Source organism: Jonesia quinghaiensis DSM 15701 (genome assembly GCF_000423205.1).
Classification (GTDB): Bacteria; Actinomycetota; Actinomycetes; order Actinomycetales; family Cellulomonadaceae; genus Jonesia; species Jonesia quinghaiensis.
The window spans coordinates 292111-313485 of sequence record NZ_KE383990.1; the positions used below are offsets into that span (position 1 = coordinate 292111).

Consider the following 21375-nt stretch of genomic DNA (forward strand, 5'->3'; position numbering starts at 1 on the left):
GCGCCGGCTTTTTTCGCACAGAATGACCGGGAACTTCTGGTACTTTTGTTGCAGTCATCCGTGACTATCTGTTTTCCCTGTTGTCCCAATTTGCCGTAAATCGTATTGGGCTGCACGTCTCGTGGAGTGACCTTGAATACTATGCCCTCGATCTCTGTGATCGTTCCTGTGTACAACTGCGAAAACTACATAGAGGAAACGCTTCTCTCTGCGCTGACGCAAGACCTACCCGCCCAGGACATAGAACTCATCGTTGTCGATGATGGTTCGACAGATTCCACACCTCGCATCGTTGAAAAACTTGCGGCAGCCCACCAGAATCTGCGCTCCTTTTCCATGGAAAATTCAGGTTCCGCGGGTGCACCTCGAAACCTCGCACTCGATCATGCGCGCGGTGAGTGGGTGTTCTTCCTCGATGCTGATGATCAAATCGAACCAGACACATTACGTCGTCTTCGCGAACGGGCTGAGGCAAGTGGTTCGGAAATCGTTCTATGCCGTGGGGGCAATATGGGAGACACCATCCGTCCCCTCCCTGTCATGGTGTTCCGTAAGGAACGCATAGCCGAGGATTTCGTCGAATCCTTTGCCTACAGGACGTTGGCTTCATGGAAACTCATCCGCCGCTCACTCATCGAACGATTAGGGTTGCGCTTCCCCACCAACTACGCCATCGGTGAAGATCAACCATTCAATATGTCGCTCTATCTCAACACCCCCCATATTTCGGCGCTCTCCGACAAGGTCTACTACTGGGTTCGCAATCGTGAGGATGGCACAAACGTCACCGCGCGACGGCAGCCAGCGGACGAAGAATTTGCGAAAGTGCGTGGCCTGATCGAAGCAATAGTTCAGTACTGCGAACCAGGCCCTCGCCGTGATCTACTCCTTGAACGTCCTGTTGTTGATGGTGGTGGTTTTCGCTCTGTTTTTGGCGCGAAGTTCATCGGCACTGTCACTCCAGAACGCCGCCGGGATCTTTTTGAACAGGGGCACGCCCTACTCAAAGGGGTGTGGAATGAACGGCTCCGCGCCAGCGGGACTCTAGAATCAGTGATCCTGTGTGAACTTATTGTTGCAGGTGGCTTCACGGCGCTCGAGGAAGCTGCCCAATCACTTCACGATTTTCGGCAACTAGAAGTCCGGTATTGCTCTGAGAGTGACTCACTGTCATACAAACCCTCACAGGGCGAGAGCGTCACGATGCTTCTCCCCCAACTTGAATGCAGCATCTCAAGTCTCTCAGTCATCGCTGCTAAAACAGTTGTCACTGTTGATGCTCGGGCGGGGTGGATCGTTGATCAGCCCAGCACCGTCACTCTGGTCTGGCGTCATCGCAAGACAGGGCAAGAACATGTCGTCCCGTGTACGGTGGTGAACACATCTGAAGAATTTTCTTCTGGCGCAACGTACACCTCCAAAACCACACACACTGCACTCGACGAAAGCGGCGATTGGGACGCATATATCCGCGCATCCTGGGGACTTTCGATCGTCGAACAACGACTAGGCGTGACTGAAGAATCCGACCTCGATACAACAACACGCGTCGTTCCCTCAAAGGCAGGTGTCTACTTCACTCCCTACCGCAACCTCAGCATCCAAGCGAAACCGCGAACAAAATACAGCCACAACGCGCGCATGGTATCCCCCGCGGTGCTCCATGTTGAGCGTGGATTACGGCGCGACCGGGTTGTCGTGGCAGGGATGCCAGAGGGTGCCGCGCAGGTTTTCGCCATCGTCTCTGACCGCCGGGTACCAGTCACTGGGGTGTCAGTTGACGCATCTACTTTTTACGCGGAAGTCCCACGAAAAACAACGGAACTTCTCGTTGAAGGAAGTCACGGTGAGGTACTGCTGAAGCGGGCCCTACCGTAAACCTCTCTTACTGAGCCCTGGCACTTATTCGCTGAGCGTCAACCCTTGCTGGGCTAGAGCGCCGAGGCGAGATAGTGCTCGATAGTATTTTTTTCGGTACCCACCACGGAGCATTTCTTCGGTAAATAGACCGTCAAGGCCACTCCCCCCGAGCAACACTGGAACGTCGTGGTCATACAGTCGATCAACGAGCACAACAAAACGCAGCGCGGAAGCTTGATGGAGCATCGGGCGCACATTGGTGAGTGCAACAACGCTGATACCGTCAAGGAGGGCCCCATACGCTGACGGGTGCACGGTTGTGAGATGCTGAAGAACCGCATCAAACGAGTCAAGCGTGACAGTTTGACGCATCGCCAAGTGTGCAGCACGTGCTGCTATAGCCTCATCGCTCACCTCATCGAGGTGGGTGACAGTTTCACGGCGACGGTAATCTTCCCCATCAATGCGCAGTACTGTAAACCGCGCTGCCAGTGCTTGAATCTCCCGCAAGAAGTCTTCTGCAGCAAAACGTCCCTCCCCCAGCGACTCAGGAAGGGTGTTCGACGTGGCGGCTAACGCGACATCATTATCAGCCAGTTCACGAAGAAGACGAGACATCAACACTGTGTCACCTGGATCATCAAGTTCGAACTCGTCAATACACACGAGACGACGCGATGAAAGTGCAGTGACGGTTTCCTGGAATCCCAACGCCCCCACAAGGTTGGTGTACTCAACGAAAGTACCGAATGAGGCCGCATCTGGACCGATTTCGTGTGCAAGTGAAGCCAGCAAGTGGGTTTTTCCCACTCCAAACCCACCATCGAGGTACACCGCAGGGGGTGGAGTTTTAGCCAACCGTTGACGGAGAGTTCTGCGTGACGTCAGCTTTTTGGCTATGTCTATTAGTTGTTGGCGAGCTGACTCTTGGCTGGGGTGGTCAGGGTCAGGCCGATAAGTGTCGAAGTGTGCGGTGTGGAAGTGCTGTGGCGGTGTGAGGTCACCGAGCAGGCGTGTGGCGTCGGTACGGGGGGTCCGCGCTGTCAGGGAATTGACGGCGGCGTCGGTGAGTGGGGAGGTCACAGCAACCCATTGTAGTTTTCTCGCCTAAGCCATGGTGTGGATGTGAGAGATGACACGTTGTCAGGTGAGTTATGTTGTTCTTGGAGGTAGTGAGTTGAGTCAACACCCTGAAGTCGGTGAAGTTTTCCAAGCGTGGCCCCTCGGACGATCCCACCCTGTGAAGAGTGACGACCTTATTGATCTTTACCGATGGCCAGATAACAAAGTGACAGTCCGGGCGAACATGGTTTCCAGTATTGATGGTGCCGCTCAGGGGCCTGATGGCCTGTCTGGTTCGTTAAACAACGCGGCAGACAAACTCGTGTTCGATGCGCTACGTGCCTTGTGTGACGTGGTGCTCGTGGCGGCAGGCACAGTGCGTGATGAAGGGTACGAGTCCATTGAGGTACCAGAAACCTGGCGCGAACAACGACAACGCCTAGGGCTAGCATCGGACATCGTCTTCGCGGTTGTCACTGCGTCTGGTCATGTGCCTGACGTGGTCTTATCAGGTGGCGACACGGGCCGTGTACCGCTTGTTTTCACAACTTTGGTCGGCCGCGAGTCACTTCGAGGGAAACTCGTTGAAGACAACATCGTGGTGGTCGGTCAAGAGCAGGTGGAACCTTCGCGTGTCATCAGTGCTCTTGCCCAACTGGGCCTTGTCCGCATCTTGACAGAAGGCGGCCCTTCTTTTTTGTCTCAACTACTCAGAGCTGGGTTGGTTGATGAGTTGTGCCTTACCACTGTTGGAGCATTAAGCCCTGGTTCTCACCGGACAGTGACAGATGATGGGCAAGAACGCAACGTGCTGATGCACTGCACTCTTGCCCACCAACTTGTGTGTCCAGATCCGGTGACTACGCTAGCGCTGTGGCGCCTCAATCCTGAGCGCAGACCGTAGTCGCACTTAGAACCCTGAAGCGGTGGGCTTTGGGTAGTACTGCTTGTACTTGCGCCAAAAGTTCGCTGTCATGCCTTCAACGGCGAGCGTGCGTTTAGGTGATTTGTCAGAGCTATAACGCAGAGGGTGTACAGTCGTGCCCTCTTTCATGAGGCGTTTTACCTGGGCAAGCAGTTCTTCATCAAGGATGTACCGTAACAGCAGCCGGTGAGGAACTACCGAGTAGAGGACAGGATTTTCAGCAGTGTAGAGCGTGTCTGTGGGGTCGAGGTAGTCTTCGACGATGGCACGAGCTGTTGATGCTCCACCAGCAGTGACGTAGTAGTTGTTCCGCCCGATACGCGGGTTAGCTTCGAAGAAGACGTATCGGTGATTGGTGGTATCCCATTTAATGTCAAAGTTTGCGAACCCGTGGTAATCGATCTCATCGAGGAACGAGATTGCTTGCTCGATGACTCCGTCGTACTTTTCCACCATGATCGAGGCGGGGATACCCAATGTTCCTGGGGTGTGTTCTTCAAGTAGCACTCGCCCAGTCGCAGCGAGAGTCACGTGTCCGCGAGTATTGCGGTATGCGGTCAGTGAACGCATTTGGGTTTCGTCACCAGTGATGAACTCTTGGATCAGGAACGTTCCTTGGTAGCGGGCGGTTACCAAAGCGGAGATGAGTTCCGAGAGTTCTTCTTCTGTGTCGATGTGGTGGATCTTCTTTTTTCCAGGGAAGCTGATGTAGAAGTATTCAGCACTTGACGCGGGTTTCGCGACGAGCGGGAACTTAAGCGTCGACGATGCATGCTTGACTGCCGCAGGTACTTGAGCGCTTGTGAGGTCAGCAATATCGAGAGCAATTTCAGCTGGGGTTGGGATCGCCAGCCGTTGACAGATAGTTGCAAAAGCCTGTTTGTCACCGACCAAGTCAAAGTTGTCTTGGGTGGGGTGAGGAATGATGTAGTGCGGCGCCAATTCATCGCGGTACTGAAGGATCGCCTGGACGTACCAGTCGGCGTTTGTCAGCAAAATACGTGTGCGATCTGGATTTTTGCGGGCAATGTCAATGAGGGTGTCAGTGAGTTTCCGTGCATCGTTGATACCGGGCTCAATGACGTTGGTGATGAACTGCGAGTGACCAATAGCGCGTGTGGCATTTGTCGAAACCACGATGGAATCAGCGTTGTATCGAGCGTGGAAGTCTCGCAGTAATGCGTAAACTCCGATATCGCCTCCGACGGCAACGGGTAGCAGGTTCATCCTCATCCTTTGTGCAGCACAGTGGGTGTAGTCGGCTAAGCCGGCGCGACGTGATCGGACCAATCTGTGGTTTGTTCGCGAGTCGCACGCACCAGCGTACCAACGCTGGCTAGGCTTACCGTATGCCCGAGGATCGCAGTGACGCCCCAGCCGAATTCTTGACGGCTCTGGCACCGTTGCGTCAGATGTCGATCCCGCCTGCGTTGACGCTGCGGGAAATCCCAGCGCGCGGCGCAGTTGCGCCGTTTTCGGCAGCGTTGTCCGGTGAGATTAAAAGATCGCGACGCAATCCAGAGATGCTCGCTCATGGAAACCTATCTGTGTTGTACTCCCCATCACTGGTGCCTGAGTGGGAGTCCCGGTTCAGAATCGCGGCTATTGTTCGAGCAGATATTGATCATGACATGGGACGTGACCCGCTATTGCAGCAGGTCGCTCGTTCATGGATTGATGAGTCTTTGGAAACAACAGGGGCGCTCTACTCAGCGCTACGTGGAACTGTCACTATTGTTGTCTCTGAAAAATTTGAAGAACAGGGAACTGGTGACCTTGACACTCAACTTGAGATCAGGATGTCCTGGTCGCCTCAGCCCAGTGGCGTACAGACGGTAGACTGGCACTTAGAGCGCCATGTGGAGTCGTGGATGAATCTTTTGTTTGCGACTTCCGGCTCCCCCATGTTGTTTATTCACTGATCTTTACGCAAAGCGGTCGATGTCCGAGACTTCCACTCCCCCGTCCTTACCTGTGCTCACCGAGCCTTCCGATGGCCCGGTGGACTTGGTCACCACAGCTCTCGGCTATGGTCGCGCCCTGCGCCTACTTGCTAGCGGTGAAGGTCCTTTCGCGGTCGACGCTGAACGTGCTTCTGGATACAGGTACGGTAACCGCAATTACCTGATCCAAGTCCGTAGAGAGGGTGCAGGAACTTTCCTGATCGACCCGATTGCTGTTCCTGATCTCAGCGACCTCAACGCTCTCATGGCGGATGACCCATGGATATTTCACGCAGCTACCCAAGATCTGGGACCACTACGTGCCCAAGGGTTGCACGCTCCTTCAGTGTTTGACACAGAGATCGCTGCGCGACTCTTAGGTGTTGAACGTGTCAACCTTGCTGCTGTAACAAGCCATTTCCTTGGTGTCTCTCTTGAGAAACAACACTCTCACCAGGATTGGTCTACGCGTCCCCTTCCCCCTGAGTGGCTTACTTATGCAGCGTTAGATGTTGAACTCTTGGCACCACTGGCTCGCAGCGAGCACAACGCGCTCCAAGAGTCCGGAAAACTGCAGTGGGCTTATGAAGAGTTTGAGTATGTTCGCACCCTCCCTACCATTCACCGACCTGACCCCTGGCGCCGTACGTCAGGGATTCAGCGGATTACTGACCGTAGACGCATGGCAGTAGTGAAGAACTTGTGGGAAGAACGCGAAAAGATCGCACAAGCCCGCGACATTGCACCGTCGAGGATCCTTCCTGATCGTGCCATCATTGAGGCTGCGGTCCGCCTGCCTCGAAGTGTCGGTGCGCTCTTGGCCCTGCACGAATTCGGCGGTAACGCCCACCGAAGACGTGCACATCAGTGGCAACGCGCGATTTCTCAAGCTTTGGTTATGCCGCAACAAGAACTACCTCCGCTTCGAGTTGCTGCCCCACCAAAAGCGCCACCGGCGAAATTTTGGTTTGATAAGAACCCGCTTGCAGCCCGGCGCTACGACGAAGCACGTGAGTTTATCGATTCACTCGCTGAGAAATACACCATGCCTGCTGAAAACATCATTCAACCTAAACTCGTCCGCCAGCTGCTGTGGGATGCGACAGACACCCACGTTGACGTTGCACAGTATCTCGGTGAGCAGCAAGCCCGTCCGTGGCAAATCAGTCTCGTGGGTGACACGCTGCACACCATCATTCAGACCGTCACCACTCCCTAAGGACACAGAAGTTCATGTTTACCGTCACACCCGTCAGTGATGCGACCACGTGGGATGCCACCGTTGAAGGCCTGCTCGGCCACCCCTTGCAAAAGTGGGGGTGGGGTGAACTGAAGTCAGCACACAACTGGAGTGCTTCGCGGCTTCTGGTGAGTGATGCACATGGCGCACGCGTTGCTGGCGCCCAAGTTTTGCACCGTCACCTACCTTTTCCCTTTAAGTCTGTCTCTCATGTCCCGCGTGGCCCATTCTTTGGGCCAGACCTCACCATGGCGCAGCGTGATGGAGTTACCGACGCTGTTGTTGCCTGGTTGAAGAAGAACACCGGTGGTGTTGGGGTAACTATCGAGCCTGATCTCGATGAGTCAGAAGCTTTGCACCCAGCTGGCGGTATCAGTTCACCGAACCCGATTCTGTACCCTGTCACGTTGATTCTCGATTTGTCGATGCCGGCTGATGACCTGATGGCACAAGCGTCAAAAACCACACGCTACGACATTCGAAAAGGCATGAAAAACAACCTTGATATTCGTCGCGTTGTCACCGACGACGAGGTGACTCAGGTTTTGCACACGTACCGCACCAACGCAGAGCGCGCGGGGTTCGCCATTCACTCGGACCAGTACTACCGCGATGTTCACTCGCTTCTGGGCGAAGATTCCTTTATCGCCGCCTGCTTCGCCGAGGGCGAGGTTGCCTCTTTTGTGTGGCTCGCCAAATCTGGTAACACGTGGTTTGAACTGTACGCGTCAGCGACTGACGCTGGGCGAAAATTGCGAGCCAACGCTCCGGTGAAGTGGTTCGCCATCTCCGCTGCCAATGAATCTGGCGCTCTACGCTATGACATGAATGGCTTGCTGAATGATGGTATTTCAGAGTTCAAGCGAAGCTTTGCAAAGTACGAAAATACGTTACAGTCGTCACTAGATGTACCTTTTTCGCCTTTGCACGCAACCTGGAACAAAGCGCTCCCCACTGCGAAACGGGTTATCCGCAAAGTACGGGGCTAATCGTTAGAACAATCTCACGGGAGGCGACTGCGTGTGCAGTCGCCTCCCGTTTCTTTGTCCATTTCGGCCCACAGAACAGCCGCCTAACGCACCTGGTCTGAGTTGCTACACCAACAGCGTTTTACTGATACTTGCAGTATCGTGTACTTTAAAGGACGTAGGTCACCCGCGACCTGCCCGGACAATGTCGTCCCCACGTCAGGAGTAACCACCTCATGGCCCATGCAACTCCCCCAAACCGTCCCGTCGCGTTTGTTGACGCTGTGCGTAGCCCATTCGGAAAAGCCAAACCCGATGGCTTGTACGCCCACACTCGCGCCGATGACATTGCGGTCACTATTCTGCGTGATCTCTTGCGGAGGCACCCATCCTTAAATCCAGAACTCATTGATGATGTGGCCATCGCCGCTACCACCCAGAGCGGAGATCAAGGCTTAACCCTTGGCCGCACAGTTGGCCTCCTTGCTGGATTGCCACAGCAAGTTCCAGGGTTTGCCATTGACCGGCTATGCGCCGGCGCGATGACGGCTGTCACGACAACCGCCAGCACAATAGCTGCTGGCTTTGCTGACATCACCATCGCAGGAGGCGTTGAGCACATGGGGCACCATCCCATGGGATTTGACGCCGACCCAAACCCCAGATTTGTTGCTGAACGAATCGTCTCCCCTGACGCTCTGAACATGGGCGTCACCGCTGAAAACCTCCATGACCGGTTCCCTCACCTCACCAAAAGACGAGCAGATGAGTACGCCGTCAATTCCCAAGCGCGCTACCAAGCCGCTTGGGACGCTGGGCACATTCAACCAAGCATCGTCCCCGTTGCCCTGCGCGACCCACAGCGCGGCTGGGGCTTAGCAACACGCGACGAACTTGCCCGGCCTGGAACAACTGTTGAAAGCATCGCGGACCTACCAACCCCTTTCCGAGCAGGTGGCCGAGTAACTGCAGGCAACGCATCACCACTCACCGACGGCGCAACCATGTCGCTGCTTGCCGCCGAACCTGTTGCTCGAGATCTGAACCTCCCGGTCGCTATGCGCTTAGTGACCTTCGCGTACGCCGGTGTTGAACCGGAAATCATGGGTTACGGACCCGTGCCATCAACCCTCAAAGCACTTGCCCGTGCTGGGCTCACAATGGACGACATCGGACTTATCGAAATCAACGAAGCGTTCGCTGTGCAAGTTCTCGCGTTTCTCGACCACTTCGGCATCAAAGACGATGACCCCCGCGTCAACCCTTATGGCGGCGCAATCGCTATGGGGCACCCGCTAGCAGCTTCAGGGGTTCGACTCATGTCACAACTTGCCAGCTTATTCGCCGCGAACCCCGACGTGCGCTACGGGATGACAACGATGTGCATCGGCTTAGGGATGGGCGCAACCGTGATTTGGGAAAACGGCACATTTACTGCAACAGAAAACGAGGCCACACGATGAGCGAAATTGTTACTCACGCATACGTGCGGGACATCGAACTACCACAAGGCGGTGGAACTCTCGCTCTGATCACTCTTGACAACGGCGAAGACCACACACGCCCCACCACCCTTGGTGAGCAAGGCATCGCGAACATGACGCAGGCTATGCGTACCGTTGCCGCACGCGCTGACGCAGGTGACATCGCCGCAGTTGGGATTACCGGTAAACCACATGTTTTTGCTGCGGGAGCTGATCTGCGCGGAGTCACCAAAGTTTCTTCCCGTGAGCAAGCCCACGCGCTGGGGCAAACAGGGCACGACGCACTTCGCTTGCTCGGCGAAATGCCAGTACCTAGTTTTGCTTTTATCAACGGGGTTGCTTTGGGCGGAGGGCTCGAAGTTGCGCTGAACTGCACTTACCGCACCGTCGCATCGAATATCCGCGCCTTGGGTCTACCAGAAACCGGTTTGGGTCTTATCCCAGGGTGGGGTGGTGCGTACTTGTTGCCTCGGTTGGTCGGCATTGAACGAGCCGTTGACATCATCCTTCATCGACCAGCGCAAAATAAGGTCTGTACTGCCAGTGAGGCAGCACAGTGGGGAATGGTCGATGCCTTACTTGATCCAGCTGACTTCCTCGAGCAGTCTGTTATCTGGGCTGCGCAGGTTCTCCGCGGCGACGTTTCGGTGACCAGGCCCTCTGCACCAACCACACACGAGTGGGAGGCAGCGATCACGGCAGCTCGTCGCACTCTCGACGCAACCCTCGCGGGGGCACGCCCTGCACCGTACCGTGCTGTTGACGTGATGTCGCTCGGGCCTGCCGCAACCAGAGACGAAGGGTTCGCGGCTGAGGATGACGCACTAGCAGACCTCATCATGACCGAGGAGTTCCGTGCGTCGATTTACGCGTTCCACACCGTCAATGCGGCTAAACGCCCCAAGGGCGCCCCAGACCAAAAACTCGCCCACCCCATTGGGCGGGTAGGTGTTGTGGGAGCAGGGCTCATGGCAGCACAGCTTGCGATGTTGTTTGCCCAGAAACTGGAAGTGCCGGTTGTGATGCGCGACCTGGACGAGGAACGTGTTGTGGCGGGTGTGAACTACATCCGTTCCACCGTTGAGCGTCTTGTTGAACGCGGGACACTGTCCTCGCCGCGTGGTGCAGCAATCATCGAACGCGTGCGGGGCACCACCCAGATAGCTGACTTCAACGATTGTGACTTGATCATTGAAGCGGTCACAGAGGTCATGGACGTGAAGAAGAAAGTATTTGCTGAACTTCAGGACGTCGCACCCGAGCACGCAATCTTCGCCACAAATACTTCAGCCTTGTCTGTCACGGAAATGGCGGCAGGTCTGCGCAGCCCTGAACGGGTTGTTGGACTTCACTTCTTTAACCCCGTTGCCAAAATGCCGCTGGTCGAGGTAATTCGTGCACAGCACACGAGTGACGAGGCCTTGGCAACTGGTTTTGCTGTGGTGAAAAAGTTGGGGAAAACAGCAGTTCTTGTAGCTGATCGGCCTGGGTTCGTGGTCAATCGCCTTCTCGTGCTGTTGCTTGGCAAAATCGTGGAAGTTGTGGAACAGGGCACACCTGTTGACGTCGCAGATAGGGCTCTCGCGCCGCTTGGCCTCCCGATGCCACCTTTCGCCTTGTTTGATCTTGTGGGCCCCGCAGTTGGACTGCATGTCTTGGTGTCACTACGAGAAAACCTTGGTGATCGTTTTCCACGCTCCCCTGGTTTGCACAAGATTGTTGATGCCCATGCGCGTGTGATCCGTGAACCGGAACACCGCGGCATACCGGCACGAGTCGACCCGGACATTATGCAGTACTTCGACTCTCCGTCTTCTCCCACTGTGCGCACTGAGCAAGAGGTTCTGGATCTCGTCGTCGAAGCTCTCACCCATGAGGTGGGTCTCATGCTTGATGAAGGAGTAACACAAGATGCGAACGACATCGATGTGTGCATGATCTTGGGCGCTGGATGGCCTTTTGCCCTGGGGGGAATTACTCCGTATCTTGATCGCACCGGGTACAGCGAACGAATCACGGGAACGCGGTTTCATCCCGTCGGTGAAGCGAGCCTGCCGCCGGTGTGAGGATCGTGAAAAACATGGGTTGAACTGGACATTTGTTGGATATACTCAGGTGTTCATTTCGTTGAGTGCCTGTTGGAAGTAGTGTCGCGACATGTCGCCGTATTTAGTTCTGTTCAGTTATGTTCTTCCCGTCGTTGGCATCGCCGTGTGGGTGTGGGCAATTCTCGACTTCGTGAAAACTCGCATCCCTCGCCGGAGCACCCGGATTCTCTGGGCCCTCATTGTTTTTGTTGGCAATATTCTTGGGTCAATCCTGTGGTTGGCATGGGGACGTAGAAATTTGGATGCAATCGAACAGCTCTAGCTCAACGACCAAGGGCTACACACCAGATGGTGTGTAGCCCTTGGTCGTTCCCAGCCTTATGGACGGTGATTGTTCGTACCACTACCGCTGAGGAGGTGGTGCAGAGCGCGGCGCTCGTGTTCATACTCACACAGTTCGATGGCCCGGCGGAGAAGGTCGTCGGCACCCAGATCGTCACCTTCTTGGCGCAGCAGATGTGCGCCAACGACCAGTACTCGGTGATGGTCTGGGAGCTCGTGGCGTAGCCTTTCCACCTCAGCGCTGGCGATCGGGCGGCCGGAGACAACGCCTCCTGCTGCCCGTTCTAGTCGGTCCAACGGTGAGTCTCCTAGCTGGGCGAGCCGCTCGTGAGCTGCGTCGATAAGATTCCAGTTCGTGCGTTCGATATCGGGAGCCACCGCGTGTGCTGCCTCGATCGTGGCGTATGCGCGAAGCTCCTCCGCATATCCGACGCTCGGAAATAGCGCAGTGTATTGGCGAAGCGCCGCCGTCATCTCACTCGCATGCCAGAGGGAGCGATCCTGTTCGGCCAGGGTAAGCAAACGCCCGTCGACGCCGATGCGGGCGTCGCGTCGAGCATGGGTGAGTGAGATCAGTACGTCGAGCGCTTTGAGTGCAGGATGGGGGCGGCGCTCTGCAGTCTGATGCAAGAGGGCGACAAGATCGGCGGCGGACTCGTCGCTGGCAAAATAGGCAGCTGCATACGCTACTGAGATCGCTCGAGCAACGTCGTCGGCACGTTCGGGATGTTCTTGTGATGATGTTAGTGCGAATCCGGCTTGCGCTGCGCGTTTCTTAGCTCGGGTGATCCGCGCTGCCATAGTCGATGTGCTCACAAGAAACATGCGTGCGATCCGCTCCGTTGACAAGCCGAGTACGAAACGCAGCGCTAGCAGCGGTCGAGATTCGCTCCCCAGCGCGGGATGGCAAGCCAACCACAGCATCTCGATACGATCATCGATCCGACTGGGTGTACTTTCGTTCGCCTCAACTGACTCCTTGGTTGCGACTAAGTGTTGTCTTCGCACGAATGACTGCTCGTGGCGCAATTCGTCGATCAATGCGCGCTGAGCTGTACGCCGAACCCAGGCAACAGGATGCGCGGGCATCTTCTCACCCCAAGCAGTCAGCGCACGTTCGCATGCAGCAGCAAGAGCATCCTCCGCGAGGTCCACCCGGCCGGAGAACGATATGATAGACCGCAGTAGCGACGCCCAGTGCTCACGCACCAGCGCCGCTACTGCCTGATCTGCACTTTCCAAGCTCACACCATCAGATCGACTGGCCGGAACTCCATGTCGTATGGCGGCAGAACATCCGAGAGTTCAAGAAGTAGGTCAAGGTTTGGTGTCTCCACGAGATAGAACCCGCCTAGCCCTTCGTAGGCAGCGGCATACGGTCCTTCAGAGATCACCCGCGAGCCACCCGACCTGCGCACGGTTGTGGCAGATTCGCCGCTTTCGAGGGATTCACCTGCCAATATTTCAACGCCACGGGCAGTACACTCACTCTGGAATTGTTCGAACCGTTCCATCAGTGCGGCCTGCTCAGACTCATCTAGCCCGTTCCACGCGGGAACATCGCCGTCTCCGGTCAACAACAGCATGTATTTCATACCTCTACTCCTCTCGCGGTGCACGCGCACCATCATCATGGTGACGGATGAGCACCAACGAAATCGACACCGGTGCCAAGAAAGAGCAGACACGTCATATTCACACGGAGAATTGGAGACCTTACAAAGCCCTGTTAAGCACCGCAAGATACGTGCCGCAGAGCGTCAACGTCCGCCACTCAGTAGACTGTCAACCCGCGCGCACGGAACTGGTCGCGAACCCGTTCGGTGTCTTCTTTACTGGGTGGTTGAGTACCATCTAGTTCGTACTTCAGCCCCAGGTTCGCCCACTTGTCACGGCCCATTTGGTGGAATGGAAGAACTTCAACACGGGAAACGGTGCTCCAAGCGGCAACGAAGTCGGCAATTTTCTCGACATTGTCAAAAGAGTCTGTCAGGCCCGGGACAAGGACGAACCGGATCCAGATTTCCTTACCGGCGTCTGCGAGGCGCTGCCCGAAGTCAAGAGTTGGCTGCAGGGAACGACCAGTAACTTTTTTGTATGTTTCTTCATCTCCTGCTTTGACATCAAGGAGAACCAAATCAATATCTTTGAGCATCTCATCTGTGCATGCCGCACCGAGGTACCCAGAGGTGTCGATCGTGGTGTGAATACCCTTTGCATGAACCTGGTGGAGGATGTTCGCAGCAAAGGCGGGTTGCATGAGGACTTCACCACCCGAAATGGTTAATCCGCCATCGGTTGCTTCGAAAATTCCCTGGTAGCGAGAGATGCGTTTGACGATCTCATCGGCGGTAACTGGCTCCCCGTCTTTCATTTTCATGGTGTCAGGGTTGTGGCAGTACAGGCAACGTAGTGGGCAACCTGCCAAGAAGAGCGTCATGCGGGTTCCCGGGCCATCAACAGCGGTGACCAGTTCCCACGAGTGCACTGATCCGAGGAGGCCCGCGCGCATTTGTTCAAACTTTTCGTGTCGGTCAACGTCTGCTGTTCCAAGACCATTGATCCCGGCTGCGAGTTGACGCCCCACGGCTGCTTTACCGGGGACGGCTAGGCCGTCTTTCTCGACGTCTACGTCATTGTCCGAGCTCATTGTTCCTGCTCGCCCATCGGAGATGATGGTGCAGGGGTGCGGTGCCGCCTGTGTCATGATGCCCTCCGTTCCGCTGCCGGTAAGGATTGTTACCGGCTTGGTAACTCCTAATCTACGGGAGTCATCCCATGAATTCTTCCGGCTTTAGTCCCATACCCAGTGTGTCACGGATCATGTCTTAGAGATACGTGACGGCCACTACCCCTTTGAGGAGTAGTGGCCGTCACGTGCACTATTCGGCGTTACGCCTGAATCGAAACGTTACATCGAGGAGTGGAACGTACGGTTCAGCACATCGAGTTGTTGTTCACGAGTGAGGCGAACAAAGTTCACTGCGTAACCTGAAACTCGGATCGTGAGCTGCGGGTAGTTCTCTGGGTTTTCCATCGCATCGAGCAACGTGTCGCGGTTCAGCACATTGACGTTGAGGTGGTAGCCGTTGGACTTGTTCACAGCGTCCATGAGACCGACCAAGTTGTTCACTTGCTCTTCCTTGGTGCGGCCAAGCCCAGCAGGAACCGTGGTGTTCGTCAACGAGATACCGTCTTGGGACTCACTGTAGGGAAGCTTAGCGACAGACAGAGCCGAAGCGAGCATTCCGTGGGAGTCACGCCCGTTCATGGGGTTAGCACCAGGTGAGAATGGCTCACCTGCGCGTCGACCATCTGGAGTGTTACCCGTTGCCTTCCCGTACACAACATTCGATGTGATGGTCAGGACAGACTGAGTGTGCACAGCGTCACGGTATGTGGGGTGCTGCTTGATTTTGGTCATGAAGCTCTCAACCAACCACACAGCAATGTCATCAACCCGGTCATCATCATTACCGAACATGGGGAAGTCTCCCTCAATGCGGTAGTCAGTGACCAGCCCGGTGTCATCCATGACTGGGTAGACCTTGGCGTACTTAATCGCCGAGAGCGAGTCAGCGACAACTGACAAACCAGCGATACCACAAGCCATCGTCCGCAGCACAGCACGGTCGTGCAGGGCCATCTCAATACGCTCGTAGGCGTACTTGTCGTGCATGAAGTGGATGATGTTCAGCGCTTCGACGTATGTCTTAGCCAACCAGTCCATCGTGTCATCGAGAGCGTCTTTCACCTCGTCGTAGTCGAGAGGTTTCCCATCGACGGCAACTGGTGTGCGCGCTGGTGAGATTTGCTTGCCCGAAACCTCATCACGACCGCCGTTGATGGCGTACAACATGGTTTTCGCCAGGTTCACGCGAGCACCGAAGAACTGCATTTGCTTACCAACGCGCATTGGCGAGACACAGCATGCGATGGCAGCGTCGTCACCCCAGTAGTCACGGATGATTTCATCGGACTCGTACTGGATAGCTGAGGTATCAATAGACACCTGAGCGCAGAAGTCTTTGAATCCGCGTGGCAATTTGTGTGACCAGAACACGGTCAGGTTTGGCTCTGGAGCAGGGCCCAAGTTGTACAAGGTTTGCAAGTAGCGGAAGGATGTCTTGGTGACCAGTGGGCGGCCGTCTTCACCAACGCCACCGATGGTCTCAGTAACCCACGTTGGGTCCCCGGAGAACAGTGTGTCGTACTCTGGTGTGCGCAAGAACCGCACGATACGCAGTTTGATGACAAAGTCATCGATAACCTCTTGAACCTGCTCTTCAGTGAATGTGCCTTCACGGAGGTCACGCTCAAGGAATACGTCGAGGAATGTTGAGGTGCGTCCCAACGACATTGCCGCACCGTTTTGCTCCTTGACTGCCGCCAGGTATGCAAAGTAGAGCCACTGGACAGCTTCCCGGCCATTTTCTGCGGGCCGTGCAATGTCATAGCCGTACGTTGACGCCATTGCTTTGAGCTCTTGCAAAGCACGGATCTGCTCGGAGTTCTCTTCACGCTCACGAATAACGTTCTCGGTAGCGAACTCCATGTCGAGTTCAGCGCGTTCACGCTTCTTCGCAGCAATCAGCGCGTCCACGCCGTACAACGCAACACGGCGGTAGTCACCGATAATGCGGCCGCGGCCGTATGCGTCTGGCAGACCAGTGATGATGTGTGAAGACCGCGCTGCGCGGACGTTTGCAGGGTACGCGTCGAAGACACCTTGGTTGTGGGTCTTGCGGTACTTAGTGAAGATGTCACGGACAAAAGGGTCTACCTCGTAGCCGTATGTCTCCAAAGCACCTTCGACCATGCGCCATCCGCCGTTTGGCATAATCGCACGCTTGAGAGGAGCATCGGTCTGAAGACCAACGATGACCTCTTCGCCTTCGACAATGTAGCCAGGCTTGTGTGACGTGATGGTTGAGGGCGTGTGAGGGTCAACATCGTAGATGCCCTTTTCGCGCTCTTGAGGGAACATCTCGCTGAGAGTGTCCCAAATCTTTGTTGTGCGCTTCGTTGCGCCAGCAAGGAAACTAGCGTCCCCCTCATAGGGCGTGTAGTTACGCTGGATGAAGTCGCGGACGTCGATAGTGTCCGTCCACTGTCCCTGTTCGAACCCGCGCCATGCAGTGGTGTTCATGACAGCTTCGCCGGTTGTTGCGGTCATCGCCTTACCCCGTTTCTGATCTTGTTCGATCTTGTTTCCAGCCTAGAAACAAATTGATGGGATGACTTGGGACCTTCGGGCCGAAACCCTTCTGGTGAGTGTCTGGTGTGTCACACCCGCTCCCACTACTCCATCATGCCTTGTTTTTATCTGAAACAACACAGCCATAGACAAAAGGGGCGGTAGACCACACCCTTGGTCTACCGCCCCTTCCACAAAGAAACTCGATCGCTACGCGAGCTGATCCGCGAGCGCTTGTACTGTCCGGTCAGCGATAGCCTGATCAGTGAGGCCTGTGGCTTCAATGATTTGAGCACGGGATGCGTGGTCGAGGAAAGCTGGGGGCAGTCCCAAGGGGTGGACGCGCACAGAGGATCCTGTTGCCGTTACGTGTTCAGCAAGGAGCGCGCCGATCCCTCCTGATGCCAATCCGTCTTCGACGGTGATGACAACATCGGCGGATTTTGCCAGATCGATAAGACCTGGTGGGATGGGAAGCACCCATGTTGGGGCAACCACTGTGACGCGGTTTCCTTGTGCTGCGACCTTTTGTGCTGCTTCTAGGACGGTGGGGGCCATTGCGCCTACTGCGGCCATCAGAACGGATGGAACCTGTTGCCCTGTGGTTGGTGCTTGGGGGGCTTCTGGGCCAAAGCGTGCCAGAACATCGACGCCTTGGTGTTGGTCGATCGCTGGGAGAGGTTCGCCCATTGCGCCCTTGGGGTAGCGGACAACTGTTGGTGCGTCGTTGATGTCGACTGCTTCGTTGAGGGCTTGGCGTAGTGTCGCTTCGTCACGTGGGGCGGCGAGGCGTAGCCCTGGGACGATGCGCATCAATGCCATGTCCCACATGCCGTTGTGGCTTGCTCCGTCATCTCCGGTTATGCCCGAGCGGTCTAGTACGAAGGTGACGCCTGCTTTGTGCAGTGCAACGTCCATGAGGACTTGGTCGAACGCTCTGTTGAGGAATGTGGCGTACAAGGCCACCACGGGGTGTAGGCCTGCGAATGCCATTCCTGCTGCTGAGGTCGCGGCGTGTTGTTCGGCGATGCCAACGTCGTAGGTGCGTTCGGGGAATTCGCGTGAGAAGGGTAGGAGTCCGACTGGTTGGAGCATCGCGGCGGTTATTCCGACGACGTCGGAGCGGCGGCGTCCGATGCTGACGATTTCGTCAGCGAAGACTTTTGTCCAGCCGAAGCGCGCTGGGGCCACTGGCAGTCCTGTTTCAGGGTGGATTTGGCCTACCGCGTGGAACCGGTCTGCGAGGTCTTCTTCGGCTGGTTTGTACCCGCGTCCTTTTTCTGTGATGACGTGGACTAGTACGGGGGCACCATAGGCTTTAGCGCGGGTGTAGGCGTGCTCGAGAGCGTTGAGGTCGTGTCCGTCGATGGGCCCGAGGTATTTGATGCCGAGGTCTTCAAACCATCCCTGCGGGCGGATGATGTTTTTGACGCCCTTTTTAATCCCGTGCAGGCCGTCGTACATCATTTGCCCTGGGACACCGAACCGTGGCAGTGTGCGCTTTCCCCAGGACAGCATTCCTTCGTACTGGCGGGTAGTGCGCAGGGTATCGAGGTGGCGCGCGAGGCCACCGATGGTTGGTGAGTAGGACCGTCCATTGTCGTTCACGATAACGATGAGCCGCCGGTCATCTGACTCTGAGATGTTATTCAGCGCTTCCCAGGCCATTCCTCCGGTCAGTGCACCATCTCCAATGACGGCTACCGCGTGGCGGTCATTGTGACCTTTGAGGAGGTTGGCTCGTGCAATGCCATCAGCCCACGATAGTGCTGTGGATGCGTGCGAGTTTTCAACAATGTCGTGGGTGGATTCAGCTCGCGCAGGGTAACCCGATAAGCCGTCCTTTTTGCGAAGACTTGTGAAGTCGGTGCGCCCAGTCAGAAGTTTGTGAACATAGGACTGGTGCCCGGTATCAAAAATGAAGGAATCGCGTGGCGAGTTGAATACGCGGTGCATCGCAAGAGTCAACTCAACGACGCCAAGGTTGGGGCCAAGGTGCCCTCCAGTGAGTGACACTGAAGACACTAAATACTGGCGGATCTCGTCAGCGAGTTTTTCCGCTTGCTCGCGACCTAACTTTTTCACGTCGGCCGGGGAGCCCACCTGGTCGAGGTAGCCCATCACCCCTCCATCTGTAGATAAGGGCACAACGTTGTGTGTGCCTGTCAGAACTCTTAACTGTAGTTTCTCGCGCGGCTGCTGGCTAACTCGGGAACGGCATCGTTCAGCGATTTTCGCCAACTTCACAGTGACACGCGGTCGCGCTGTGGTGAACGCCATGGCATCGCCGGGATACTTAACGGGTGTCTTCCGCGCTCCCCTTCATAACAGCCAACGACGTTGGTTTAGTCCATGACCTTTTGTCACGCCATGTCTCGCAGTGGAAACCATTGCCCATCCGCTGTGTTGGGCAGGGTTGGGACACGATCATTTTTGATGTTGGTGACGGTCTTGTTGCTCGTTTTCCGGTGCGAGCACAATCCGTTGACACCATCATGCGTGAGCAACAGTGGCTTGGATACATCGCTTCCGTGATCGCTACAAACACCCCGCAAGTGGTTCACACCTGTCCCCCAGACGACACTTTCCCCTACCCCTGGCTCGTGACGCGTTGGGTTGACGGGGACCTTGCCCTCGGCTGTTCCCCGGATCTCCGGGACCGTGCTGCGCGCTCTCTGGCTCTTGCTGTGGCGTCTTTGCATCGTGAGGCACCGCGCGATGCACCAACGAACCCTTTTCGCGGTGTGGCGCTTGGTGTGCGGTTAGAGCGCCTGAGCGATGACGTGAATTGCCCAGAGATGCTTCCCTACTCAGAAAGGTTGCTGCACGCTGTTGCTGACGCGCCAACCTATGACGGCGCGTTGGTGTGGTGTCATGGCGACTTGCACCCGGGGAATTTTCTTCTTGATGAGCAGGGTGATCTGGCTGGTGTGATCGACTTTGGGGATCTGACACGCGGTGACCCTGCAGTGGATTGTGCAACCGCGTGGCTGAGTTTCACATCGGCTGGGCGTGCCACCTACTTTGAAACGTATTGTCAGGCACGTGGGTTAGATAACGATGCCCGTGTTTCGTTGATCTCTCGGTCACGTGGGTGGGCGGTAGCAGCTTTTATTGCGCCTCTGCTCACTTCCCCGTTGGCCTCTGAGCGTTACCGTGCACTTGGTCGTTACGGCTTGTCCCAGGTTCTCCTTGATGACTCACTGACCTGAGCACAAACACACTGACAGGACGGTGGACTGTTGTGCGGCACGTGGACAACGCCGTTAGGGAAAGCCGATGGCTCGCAGCAGCGCAGCCGCGAGGGTGCCAGCAATGACCACAACCAGAAATGGTGCCCGCAGAAGCAACGCAATGAAAGCGACAACCAATGCACCAAGGCGAGCATCAGCGTGTATTCCCTCTCCTGATGACAATGCGTTGGTGATCACTAACCCAGCGAGCAAACCGACTGTGACGTGGTTGGCAATGGTGATGACCCGAGGGTCATCAAACCAAGAATCCGGCAGCAGGTAACCTGCCAGTTTGACCGCGTAGGACAACGCCGCGGCGCACACAATCCACACCCACATCGTCATGGCGTAGTTTCCCCTCTGGTCAGTGAGTTGTTGCTGTGGGCTTTGACGGCAACCACCCACCCCCACAGTCCAGCGACCAAGGCTGCTAGAACGATTGGCACACCAGTTGGTGTCACCGGGAGCACAAGGACAGTGATGAGCGCTGCCACCAAAGCCACGGAGCGCATTGACCGTTGTGTGAGCCGCGGCCATAGCAACCCGAGGAACGCTGCCACCGCAGCACCATCGAGACCCCATTGTGCAGGGTCACCGATGTGTTGCCCGCCTAAGGCTCCCACAAGGGTGAACACATTCCACAGAACAAAAACACCGACACCTGCCGTCCAGAAACCGCGGTTACGTTCTTCTGCGGTGTCTTGCACACTTGCCGTCCCGGCAGATTCATCAATAGTGACATGTGCTGCAATGAACTTCATGATGCCCTTCGGGGCAATAAGGGCCTTCATCTGAGCACCGTAAATAGCGTTGCGCAGGTACAACAGCGTTGCTGCCCCACACGCTGCGGCTGGGCTGCCACCGGTGGAGATCACTCCAATGAAGGCGAACTGCGAGCCGCCGGTAAACATCAGCAGGCTCAGCGCAGCTGTTTGTCCAACGGTGAGACCAGCCGCTACGGACAACGCACCAAAGGAAATGCCATACAACCCGGTAGCTATGGAAATGGATATCCCCATCACAACCGCTGGAGAGAACGTGGGAAGGAACCGCATAGTGGTGATCGTATCGGT

18 protein-coding genes are annotated in these 21375 nt (G+C 56.0%); 9 read left to right on the plus strand and 9 right to left on the minus strand.

Going from position 1 to position 21375, the window contains the following annotated elements:
• The first annotated feature begins 141 nt into the window (after positions 1–141).
• Positions 142–1878, plus strand: a complete 1737-nt coding sequence (locus G538_RS17610; protein WP_051197247.1) for a glycosyltransferase family 2 protein — start codon at positions 142–144, stop codon at positions 1876–1878.
• A gap of 24 nt (positions 1879–1902) precedes the next feature.
• Here G538_RS17610 and zapE read toward each other — a convergent pair whose 3' ends face one another.
• Positions 1903–2943: a cell division protein ZapE gene (zapE, locus tag G538_RS0113805; protein WP_029069763.1), complete on the minus strand. Its 1041-nt coding sequence runs from the start codon at positions 2941–2943 to the stop codon at positions 1903–1905.
• Positions 2944–3037: 94 nt separating this feature from the next.
• Here zapE and G538_RS17040 point away from each other — a divergent pair, with 94 nt between their 5' ends.
• Positions 3038–3826: a dihydrofolate reductase family protein gene (locus tag G538_RS17040; RefSeq protein WP_169514134.1), complete on the plus strand. Its 789-nt coding sequence runs from the start codon at positions 3038–3040 to the stop codon at positions 3824–3826.
• A 6-nt stretch (positions 3827–3832) separates the two neighbouring features.
• Here the strand turns inward: G538_RS17040 and G538_RS0113815 are convergent, their stop codons facing one another.
• Entirely contained in the window at positions 3833–5074 is a 1242-nt protein-coding gene (locus G538_RS0113815) for a carboxylate--amine ligase (protein ID WP_029069764.1), read from the minus strand.
• A 122-nt stretch (positions 5075–5196) separates the two neighbouring features.
• Here G538_RS0113815 and G538_RS17045 point away from each other — a divergent pair, with 122 nt between their 5' ends.
• From G538_RS17045 to G538_RS0113845, 6 genes are all read left to right on the plus strand, one after another.
• The gene (locus G538_RS17045) at positions 5197–5769 is read left to right on the plus strand and encodes a DUF3000 family protein (protein WP_051197251.1); all 573 of its coding nucleotides are present in this window, start codon (positions 5197–5199) and stop codon (positions 5767–5769) included.
• A gap of 19 nt (positions 5770–5788) precedes the next feature.
• Positions 5789–7009 carry an HRDC domain-containing protein gene (locus G538_RS17050; RefSeq protein WP_035834380.1) on the plus strand — a complete coding sequence of 407 codons (1221 nt, stop codon included), beginning with the start codon at positions 5789–5791 and terminating at the stop codon, positions 7007–7009.
• Between the two features lie 14 nt (positions 7010–7023).
• Entirely contained in the window at positions 7024–8019 is a 996-nt protein-coding gene (locus tag G538_RS0113830) for a lipid II:glycine glycyltransferase FemX (RefSeq protein ID WP_029069765.1), read from the plus strand.
• A 215-nt stretch (positions 8020–8234) separates the two neighbouring features.
• The gene (locus G538_RS0113835; protein WP_029069766.1) at positions 8235–9461 is read left to right on the plus strand and encodes a thiolase family protein; all 1227 of its coding nucleotides are present in this window, start codon (positions 8235–8237) and stop codon (positions 9459–9461) included.
• Complete coding sequence (locus tag G538_RS0113840; protein WP_029069767.1) at positions 9458–11548, plus strand: 3-hydroxyacyl-CoA dehydrogenase NAD-binding domain-containing protein; 2091 nt, start codon at positions 9458–9460, stop codon at positions 11546–11548. Before G538_RS0113835 ends, G538_RS0113840 begins: the two co-directional genes overlap by 4 nt.
• Positions 11549–11639: 91 nt before the next feature.
• The gene (locus tag G538_RS0113845) at positions 11640–11852 is read left to right on the plus strand and encodes a PLDc N-terminal domain-containing protein (protein ID WP_029069768.1); all 213 of its coding nucleotides are present in this window, start codon (positions 11640–11642) and stop codon (positions 11850–11852) included.
• A gap of 56 nt (positions 11853–11908) precedes the next feature.
• Here G538_RS0113845 and G538_RS0113850 read toward each other — a convergent pair whose 3' ends face one another.
• The 5 genes from G538_RS0113850 to dxs form a co-directional block, all read right to left on the minus strand.
• A complete protein-coding gene (locus G538_RS0113850) occupies positions 11909–13114 on the minus strand; it encodes a sigma-70 family RNA polymerase sigma factor (RefSeq protein WP_169514135.1) in 1206 nt (401 codons plus the stop codon).
• A gap of 2 nt (positions 13115–13116) precedes the next feature.
• Entirely contained in the window at positions 13117–13467 is a 351-nt protein-coding gene (locus tag G538_RS17055; RefSeq protein ID WP_051197253.1) for a YciI family protein, read from the minus strand.
• A gap of 179 nt (positions 13468–13646) precedes the next feature.
• Positions 13647–14579: a pyruvate formate-lyase-activating protein gene (gene pflA / locus G538_RS0113860; protein ID WP_029069770.1), complete on the minus strand. Its 933-nt coding sequence runs from the start codon at positions 14577–14579 to the stop codon at positions 13647–13649.
• Between the two features lie 204 nt (positions 14580–14783).
• Positions 14784–17048 carry a formate C-acetyltransferase gene (gene pflB / locus G538_RS0113865; RefSeq protein ID WP_029069771.1) on the minus strand — a complete coding sequence of 755 codons (2265 nt, stop codon included), beginning with the start codon at positions 17046–17048 and terminating at the stop codon, positions 14784–14786.
• A gap of 231 nt (positions 17049–17279) precedes the next feature.
• On the minus strand, positions 17280–19190 hold the full coding sequence (gene dxs, locus G538_RS0113870) for a 1-deoxy-D-xylulose-5-phosphate synthase (protein ID WP_029069772.1): 1911 nt from the start codon (positions 19188–19190) through the stop codon (positions 17280–17282).
• Between the two features lie 182 nt (positions 19191–19372).
• Here dxs and G538_RS17060 point away from each other — a divergent pair, with 182 nt between their 5' ends.
• Positions 19373–20281 carry a phosphotransferase gene (locus tag G538_RS17060; protein WP_051197255.1) on the plus strand — a complete coding sequence of 303 codons (909 nt, stop codon included), beginning with the start codon at positions 19373–19375 and terminating at the stop codon, positions 20279–20281.
• Between the two features lie 54 nt (positions 20282–20335).
• Here G538_RS17060 and G538_RS0113880 read toward each other — a convergent pair whose 3' ends face one another.
• Entirely contained in the window at positions 20336–20647 is a 312-nt protein-coding gene (locus tag G538_RS0113880; RefSeq protein WP_029069773.1) for an AzlD domain-containing protein, read from the minus strand.
• The gene (locus tag G538_RS0113885) at positions 20644–21357 is read right to left on the minus strand and encodes an AzlC family ABC transporter permease (protein ID WP_029069774.1); all 714 of its coding nucleotides are present in this window, start codon (positions 21355–21357) and stop codon (positions 20644–20646) included. The genes G538_RS0113880 and G538_RS0113885 overlap by 4 nt, the downstream gene beginning before the upstream one ends.
• Between the last annotated feature and the right edge of the window lie 18 nt (positions 21358–21375).

What these genes read in the sequence shown, in the direction of transcription:
- G538_RS17610 (WP_051197247.1), top strand. Translation starts at nt 142, where the DNA reads ATGCCCTCGATCTCTGTGATCGTTCCTGTGTACAACTGCGAAAACTAC.
- G538_RS0113815 (WP_029069764.1), bottom strand. Translation starts at nt 5,074, where the DNA reads ATGAACCTGCTACCCGTTGCCGTCGGAGGCGATATCGGAGTTTACGCA.
- G538_RS17045 (WP_051197251.1), top strand. Translation starts at nt 5,197, where the DNA reads ATGCCCGAGGATCGCAGTGACGCCCCAGCCGAATTCTTGACGGCTCTG.
- G538_RS17050 (WP_035834380.1), top strand. Translation starts at nt 5,789, where the DNA reads ATGTCCGAGACTTCCACTCCCCCGTCCTTACCTGTGCTCACCGAGCCT.
- G538_RS0113830 (WP_029069765.1), top strand. Translation starts at nt 7,024, where the DNA reads ATGTTTACCGTCACACCCGTCAGTGATGCGACCACGTGGGATGCCACC.
- G538_RS0113835 (WP_029069766.1), top strand. Translation starts at nt 8,235, where the DNA reads ATGGCCCATGCAACTCCCCCAAACCGTCCCGTCGCGTTTGTTGACGCT.
- G538_RS0113840 (WP_029069767.1), top strand. Translation starts at nt 9,458, where the DNA reads ATGAGCGAAATTGTTACTCACGCATACGTGCGGGACATCGAACTACCA.
- G538_RS0113845 (WP_029069768.1), top strand. Translation starts at nt 11,640, where the DNA reads ATGTCGCCGTATTTAGTTCTGTTCAGTTATGTTCTTCCCGTCGTTGGC.
- G538_RS17055 (WP_051197253.1), bottom strand. Translation starts at nt 13,467, where the DNA reads ATGAAATACATGCTGTTGTTGACCGGAGACGGCGATGTTCCCGCGTGG.
- pflA (WP_029069770.1), bottom strand. Translation starts at nt 14,579, where the DNA reads ATGACACAGGCGGCACCGCACCCCTGCACCATCATCTCCGATGGGCGA.
- pflB (WP_029069771.1), bottom strand. Translation starts at nt 17,048, where the DNA reads ATGACCGCAACAACCGGCGAAGCTGTCATGAACACCACTGCATGGCGC.
- dxs (WP_029069772.1), bottom strand. Translation starts at nt 19,190, where the DNA reads ATGGGCTACCTCGACCAGGTGGGCTCCCCGGCCGACGTGAAAAAGTTA.
- G538_RS0113880 (WP_029069773.1), bottom strand. Translation starts at nt 20,647, where the DNA reads ATGACGATGTGGGTGTGGATTGTGTGCGCCGCGGCGTTGTCCTACGCG.
- G538_RS0113885 (WP_029069774.1), bottom strand. Translation starts at nt 21,357, where the DNA reads ATGCGGTTCCTTCCCACGTTCTCTCCAGCGGTTGTGATGGGGATATCC.